Below are 7443 nucleotides of genomic sequence, written 5' to 3' on the forward strand. Positions count from 1 at the left end.
CCGGGACGCTTTGCTCAAGACGCGCTTCGCACTTTTGCCCGGCCATGACGACCTGTTGTCAATTCGTCCCGTCCCGCAGCTTGAACCGCTGGATCTTGCCCGTCGCCGTCTTCGGCAGCGAGTCCACCACGTCGATCCAGCGCGGATATTTCCATGGGCCGATCTTCTGCTTGACGTGGTCCTTGAGCATCTCCTGCAGGCCCGTCGTCGTCGCGCCGGGGCGCAGCACGACGAAGGCCTTCGGCTTCAGCAGACCTTCCGGATCGGCTTCGGGCACGACCGCGGCTTCCAGCACGGCTGGATGCGTAATCAGCGCGCTCTCGACCTCGAACGGCGAGACCCAGATGCCGGAGACCTTGAACATGTCGTCGGCGCGGCCGCAGAAGGTGTAGCGGCCCTCGGCATCCCTGACATATTTGTCGCCGGTGCGGGTCCATGGTCCCTCGAACGTGCGGCGGCTCTTGTGGCGCTGGTTCCAGTAGCCCTCGCCGGCGGAAGGCGCATCGACCAGCAGTTCGCCGACCTCGCCGTCGGCGACATCCTGTCCCGCCTCGTTGACGAGCCGCACCGCGTAGCCCGGCACTGGCTTGCCGGAGGAGCCGTACTTGATGTCGCCGGGCGCGTTCGACAGGAAGATGTGCAACAGCTCGGTCGAGCCGACGCCATCGAGGATGTCGACGTTGAAGCGCGCTTTCCAGCTGTTGCCGACGGATTCCGGCAGCGCCTCGCCGGCCGAGGTGCAGATGCGCAAGGCGCGGCCGCCGCGCTCGCTCTTCATCGCCTCGTCATTGAGCATCGCCGCGAACAGGGTCGGCACGCCGTAGAAGATCGAGGGATTGTAGCGGTTCATCAGATCGAACATGCGCGCCGGCGTCGGCCGTTCGCCGTTGAGTACCACGGTGGCGCCGACCGACATCGGAAAGGTCAACGCATTGCCGAGACCATAGGCGAAGAACAGCTTTGCCGCGGAAAGACAAACGTCGTTCTCGCGGATGCCGAGCACCTGCTTCGCATAAGTGTCCGCGGTCGCCTGCATGTTCGAATGGATGTGCCGCACGCCCTTGGGCATGCCGGTCGAGCCTGACGAGTAGAGCCAGAACGCCGGCTCATCCGGATGCGTCGCGGCGGTGGTGAACCGGTCGCTCTCGTCCGCAATCTCCTCGGCAAGCTGCTTGTGGCCATTCTGCTTGGCGCCGGAGACCACGACATGCTCGAGATCCGGCATGCGGCCGACGACGTCCTTGATCACGGGATAGAGCGCTTCGGAGACGAACAGCACGCGCGCGCGACAATCGGCGAGGATGTAGGCGTATTGATCCGATGTCAGCAGCGTGTTGAGCGGTACCGGCACGATGTTGGCGCGGATCGCGCCCAGAAACACGATCGGGAAGTCGACCGTATCCAGCATGATCATCGCCACGCGCTCTTCGCGGCGGACGCCGAGCCGGCGCAGCATGTTGGCGGCGCGCCGCGTTTCGCGCTGGAGCTCGCCATAAGTGAGCCGTGAGACGGTGTCGTCGAAGGCGAGCTTGTTGCCGCGTCCCTCATCGACGTTCCGGTCGAGCAGCCAGGTCACCGCGTTATAGGATCCCTCGCTCACGGACTTCTCCCCTGAATTTAGAATTATAATTCATAGAAAGACACCGCATCGGCTTGCTGTCAATGCCAGCAGGCACTATGTTTCATTAATACGCGCCGCAGGACCTCTTTAAAAGAAGACATCCGCTCAAGCAGGCCCATGATCCGTAGTCCATGACTGACAGTCCCGACGCCGAATCCCGATTTCTCGAACAGCTCGGCCAGCGCGTGCGCAACATGCGCGCGCTACGCGGCATGTCGCGCAAGGTGCTCGCCAAGGTATCAGGAATATCGGAGCGCTACATCGCGCAGCTCGAAAGCGGCAAGGGCAATGTGTCCATCGTGCTGCTGCGCCGCGTCTCCGACGCGATGGGCGCGCATCTCGAAGACCTGCTTCCCTCGGCCGATCCGACCCCGGACTGGCAGATGTTTCGCGATCTCTTGCGCAAGGCGACACCGGCGCAGATCGCGCAAGCCAAGGACCTGCTCGCGGGCGGCAGCGCCTCCGCGCCGCGGCGCGCGCCGTTCTGCGGCATTGCGCTGATCGGCCTGCGCGGCGCCGGCAAATCGACGCTTGGGCGGATGCTGGCGAAGAAGGTCGGCTGGAGCTTTGTCGAACTCAACAAGGAGGTCGAGCAGCAGAACGGCCTCTCGGTCGCCGAAATCATCGCGCTCTACGGCCAGGAAGGTTTTCGCCGCATGGAGCAGGCGGCGCTGCAACAGCTGCTCGCGCGCAACGAACTGATGGTGCTCGCGACCGGCGGCGGCATCGTCTCGGAGCCCTTGACCTTCGACCAGATCCTCTCGTCGTTCTACACGATCTGGCTGAAGGCCGAGCCCGAGGAGCACATGGCCCGCGTCCGCCGTCAGGGCGATTTGCGCCCGATGGCCGACGACCGCTCCGCGATGGCAGAGCTGCGCAACATCCTCTTGAGCCGCGAGCCGCTGTATGCGCGCGCGACGGCGGTGGTAGACACGGCGGGACTCTCCGTCGATGCCGCCGCGGCAAGGCTGATCGATGCGGTGCGGCCGGTGCTGCAAAACGAGGCGCGCAGCTTTGGGCTGCGCAGCGTGGCGCTGTAGGTCCGAACTCCCATGACCGACAGCGACGTCGTAATCTCCATGTTCGAGCGGATCGGCGGCAGCGCCACGATCAACCGACTGGTCGATCGCTTCTATGAGCGGATGGATACGCTGCCGGAGGCGAGGATCATCCGCGCGATGCATGCGGATGACCTCGGCCTCATCAGGGATGTGCTGAAGCGCTATCTCATTGAGTGGACTGGCGGCCCGAAACTCTACTCGGTCGAGAAGGGCCATCCACGGCTGCGCCAGCGCCACATCGGCTTTGCCGTCGGCGATGCCGAGCGCGACGCGTGGATGCTCTGCATGCGCGGCGCGCTCGAGGAGACCGTCGTGGACGCCGCGGCGCGGCAGGACCTCGACAAGGCGTTGTCCGGCCTCGCCGACTGGATGCGCAACCGGTAGCCAGGCTACAACAGTTGCGACCGCACCGCCTCCGCGCCCTCACGCAACAATGGCAGGAAGCGACCGATCAATTCCTGCGCCGGCACGCGGTCGACATGGGCGCCCATGTTGATCGCAGCGACGATCACGTCGTCGTAGCGGCGGACGGGGACCGAGATCGAGCGGAAATGCGGCTCGGCCTCGCGATCGACCAGCGCGTAACCTTGCGCGCGGTCGGCAACGATGCGCGCGAGCAATGCCTTGGGATCGGTTACCGTCTGCGGTGTCAGCGCTTCGCGCTTCGTCGCCGTCAGGCGCGCGGCGAGCTCGGCATCGTCGAGCTGACCGAGCATGACGCGGCCCACCGAGGTGCAGAAGGCCGGTAGGCGGTAACCGATGTCCAGCCCACCTGAAAACATCCGCGCTGGACTGCTGCGCGCTATGAATACGACCTCATCGCCGTCGAGCACCGCGAGCGAGGCGATTTCGTTGGCCGCTGTCGCGGCGCGGTCGAGCACCGGTTGCAGGACGGTGACGAGCTGGCTCGACCGCAGATAGGACGCGGCGAGTGTCAGCACATGTGGCGTCAGCGAGAACAGCTTGCCGTCGCCACTGACGAAGCCGCCGCGCTGGAGCGTGAACAGCATGCGCCGCGCGGTGGCGCGTGGAAGCTCCGCGGCACGGGCAAGATCGCTGAGCGTCATCGGGCCAGCCGTGGTGCCGAAGCATTGCAGCAGGCGCAGCCCGCGATCGAGGCTCTCGACGAAATCCGTCGCGCGTTCGTCGCTCTCGCTTCGCTTCAGCTTGGGCATGGTGTCGGGTCATTCCTGCAAAATAGTGCTTGCTGCCGGATCAAGGCATGTCATAGTTCGCCCATTCGTTCAATAGGCGAACAAACGCCACTCCACAAAGGATGCACTCGCCATGATGAGCCAGGAGCAGAACGACCTGATCACCCGCACCGGTGCGAAGGACCCCTGCGGAAAGCTGATGCGGAGCTACTGGCAGCCGGCGGCGCTGGTGGATGAGCTGGAAGGTGAGCGCCCGATCCGCCCCGTCAGATTGCTCGGCGAAAGCCTAGTGCTGTTCCGCGACGAGACCGGGCGTTACGGCCTGATCGATCGGCACTGCGCGCATCGCGGCGCTGATCTCGCCTTCGGACGGCTCGAGCATGGCGGCCTGCGCTGCGCCTTCCATGGCTGGCTGTTCGACGCCAGCGGGCAATGCATCGAGACGCCGGCGGAGCCGAAGGACTCAAAGCTCTGCCAGAACATCCGTCAGCGCTCTTATCCCGTGGTGGAGAAGAGCGGCATCCTCTGGGCTTATCTCGGCGAGGGCGAGCCGCCGGCGTTTCCGGAGCTCGACTGCTTCGTCGCGCCGGGCACGCACACCTTCGCGTTCAAAGGCCATATGGCCTGCAACTGGCTGCAGGCGCTCGAAGTCGGCATCGACCCCGCGCACGCCTCCTACCTGCATCGCTTCTTCGAGGACGAGGACACCTCCACCGCCTACGGCAAACAGTTCCGTGGCGCATCTGCGGGAAGCGACCTGCCGATGACGAAGATTTTGCGCGAATACGATCGTCCGATCATCAATGTCGAGCACACCGAATACGGCCTCCGGTTGATCGCGCTGCGCGAGATCGACGAGGAGCGCACCCATGTGCGCGTCACCAACCAGCTCTTCCCGCACGGATTCGTCATTCCCATGAGCACGGAGATGACGATCACGCAGTGGCACGTGCCGGTCGACGACGAGAACTGCTACTGGTACGCGATCTTCACCAGCTACACGAATGCCGTGGACAAGAAGAAGATGCGCGACCAGCGGCTCGAACTCTATGAGCTGCCGGACTACAAATCGCGCAAGAACAGGACCAACGATTACGGCTTCGACCCGCACGAGCAGCAGACGGCGACCTATACCGGCATGGGCACCGACATCAACGTCCACGACCAGTGGGCGGTGGAATCGATGGGCGCGATCCAGGACCGCACCCGGGAGCACCTCGGCACGAGCGACAAGGCAATCGTGCAATACCGCCGCCTGCTGCGGCAGGAGATCGAGAAGGTCGCGGGCGGCGAGAAGCCAATGCTGCTTCTCGACGAGGCCACCGCACGTTCGATCCAGGGCCCGGCGACCATGGACGGCATCGGGCCGACCCGAGGCTGGGAGATCTACTGGATGGAAGTCGACGTCAAGCGCCGCCGCAGCGCGCCGTGGACGGCGCCGGTACCGAAGGAGATCGCGGACAACGTGCATCGGCTGACGGCGGCGGAGTAGCGCAGAATGCAGGTCCCTCCTTCGTCATTGCGAGCGAAGCGAAGCAATCTGTCATTGCGAGCGAAGCGAAGCAATCCAACTATTTCCGCGGCACGGATTCTGGATTGCCTTCCGCACCGAGACAGTCTGGATTGCTGCGTTCTGCGGAGGGCGGTCTGGATTGCTTCGTCGCAAAAGCTCCTCCTGGATTGCTTCGCTGCTCTCGCAATGACGGAGAATGTGGCGCATGCTTCGCCTCTCACGGATAGAGGAGTGAAAAAGTGACTTTCGTCGCGCGTCATGCGCTGTGGTCGGATGAGCAGAAGGACGCGGCGACGCGCATGCGCCGCATCGTCGAGGAGAAGAACCTCGAGGTCATCCGCCTCGCCTTCCCGGACCAGCACGGCATTCTGCGCGGCAAGACCATCATTGCATCGGAGGCGCTTGCGTCGCTCGAAAGCGGCTGCTCCATCACCACCACGATGCTCGCCAAGGACACCTCGCACCGCACGGTGTTTCCGGTGTTCACGTCGGGCGGCGGCTTCGGCATGAAGGAAATGGAGGGCGCGGCCGACGTGCTGATGGTCGCGGATCCCACGACGTTTCGCGTTTTGCCCTGGGCGCCGACCACCGGCTGGGTTCTCTGCGACCTCTATTTCAACGACGGCCGTCCCGTGCCGTTCGCGACACGCGGGCTCTATCGCAAGGTGCTCGACGAACTCGGCACGCGCGGCCACGATTTCGTCGCGGGGCTCGAGGTCGAATTCCACATCTTCAAGCTCGACGATCCGCATATGCGCCCGGAAGATGCCGGCCAGCCCGGCACGCCGCCTTCGGTGAGCCTGCTCAGCCACGGCTATCAATATCTCACCGAGCAGCGCTTCGACCAGATGGAGCCGGTGCTGGAAATCCTGCGGCGTGACATCGTTGCGCTCGGATTGCCTTTGCGCTCGGTCGAGGTCGAGTTTGGGCCGAGCCAGTGCGAATTCACCTTCGCCCCGAAGAAGGGTCTGGAGCCCGCCGACAACATGGTGCTGTTTCGCTCCGCCGTGAAGCAGATCGCGCACCGCCACGGTTATCACGCCACCTTCATGTGCCGGCCGAAGCTACCGAACCTGTTCGCGAGCGGCTGGCATCTGCACCAATCGGTGGTCTCACGCGCGAGCGGCGAGAACCAGTTCATGGCCAAAGACGGCGGCGAGCCGCTCAGCGCGTTCGGCCGCGCCTGGCTTGCCGGCCTGCTCGACCACGCCCGCGCGTCGACCGTGTTCACCACCCCGACCATCAATGGCTACAAGCGCTACCGCTCCTATTCGTTGGCGCCGGACCGCGCGATCTGGGGCCGCGACAATCGCGGCGTGATGATCCGCGTGCTCGGCGCGGCCGGCGACGCCGCCACGCGCCTGGAAAACCGCATCGGCGAGCCCGCCGCCAATCCCTATCTCTACATGGCCTCGCAGATTCTCTCAGGCCTCGACGGCGTCGACCGCAAGCTTGATCCCGGCCCGTCGGCCGACACGCCCTACGAAACCAAGGCGCCGCTCCTGCCGAAGTCGCTGCGCGATGCGGTCAGCGCGCTGAAGGACGATCCGTTCTTCCGCGAAAAGCTCGGGCCTGAGTTCGTCGACTACTACACCCACATCAAGAACGCCGAGATCGACCGTTTCCTGTCCGAGGTGACCGACTGGGAGCACAAGGAATATTTCGAGGTGTTTTGACCTCGGTTCTCTCCCGTCATTGCGAGGAGTTCTTGCGACGAAGCAATCCAGACTGTCACATCAGAAACAGTCTGGATTGCTTCGCTACGCTCGCAATGACGGAAGAGAGCGGAGCCTCAAATCCCCAGATATTTGTGCTGCAGATCCGGCTCAGCCAATAGCTCGTCCGAGGTGCCGCTCCACACCGTCTTGCCGCGCTCGATGATGGTGTGGCGGTCGCAGATGCGGGCAAGGTGGTCGACGTTCTTGTCGACGACCAGGATCGATTGTCCCCGGCTCTTGAGCAGCGACAGGCAGCTCCAGATCTCTTCGCGGATCAGGGGCGCCAAACCTTCGGTCGCTTCATCCAGGATGAGGAGCTTCGGGTTGGTCATCAACGCGCGGCCGATGGCGAGCATCTGCTGCTCGCCGCCGGAGA

7 protein-coding genes are annotated in these 7443 nt (G+C 64.2%); 4 read left to right on the plus strand and 3 right to left on the minus strand.

The features are described from left to right. Positions 1 to 58 precede the first annotated feature (58 nt). Positions 59 to 1600, minus strand: coding sequence for a benzoate-CoA ligase family protein (locus IVB47_RS20410; RefSeq protein ID WP_247463681.1), 1542 nt, complete (start codon positions 1598 to 1600; stop codon positions 59 to 61). 152 nt (positions 1601 to 1752) lie between these two features. Between IVB47_RS20410 and IVB47_RS20415 the strand changes: the two genes are divergently transcribed. Then, entirely contained in the window at positions 1753 to 2661 is a 909-nt protein-coding gene (locus tag IVB47_RS20415; protein ID WP_247357600.1) for a helix-turn-helix transcriptional regulator, read from the plus strand. Positions 2662 to 2673: 12 nt separating this feature from the next. Further along, positions 2674 to 3066, plus strand: coding sequence for a group II truncated hemoglobin (locus tag IVB47_RS20420; RefSeq protein ID WP_247463684.1), 393 nt, complete (start codon positions 2674 to 2676; stop codon positions 3064 to 3066). 5 nt (positions 3067 to 3071) lie between these two features. On the opposite strand, the gene IVB47_RS20425 is transcribed toward IVB47_RS20420, so the two are convergent. Then, the gene (locus tag IVB47_RS20425; RefSeq protein ID WP_247463687.1) at positions 3072 to 3857 is read right to left on the minus strand and encodes an IclR family transcriptional regulator C-terminal domain-containing protein; all 786 of its coding nucleotides are present in this window, start codon (positions 3855 to 3857) and stop codon (positions 3072 to 3074) included. Between the two features lie 112 nt (positions 3858 to 3969). On the opposite strand from IVB47_RS20425, the gene IVB47_RS20430 reads away from it, so the two are divergent. Next, positions 3970 to 5328: an aromatic ring-hydroxylating dioxygenase subunit alpha gene (locus tag IVB47_RS20430; RefSeq protein ID WP_247463689.1), complete on the plus strand. Its 1359-nt coding sequence runs from the start codon at positions 3970 to 3972 to the stop codon at positions 5326 to 5328. A 260-nt stretch (positions 5329 to 5588) separates the two neighbouring features. Continuing rightward, on the plus strand, positions 5589 to 7025 hold the full coding sequence (locus IVB47_RS20435) for a glutamine synthetase family protein (protein ID WP_247463691.1): 1437 nt from the start codon (positions 5589 to 5591) through the stop codon (positions 7023 to 7025). A gap of 116 nt (positions 7026 to 7141) precedes the next feature. Here the strand turns inward: IVB47_RS20435 and IVB47_RS20440 are convergent. Next, positions 7142 to 7443, minus strand: a 302-nt coding sequence (locus tag IVB47_RS20440) for an ATP-binding cassette domain-containing protein (RefSeq protein ID WP_247463694.1), incomplete at its 5' end; no start/stop codon positions are given.

Source organism: Bradyrhizobium sp. 62 (assembly GCF_023073035.1).
GTDB lineage: Bacteria > Pseudomonadota > Alphaproteobacteria > Rhizobiales > Xanthobacteraceae > Bradyrhizobium.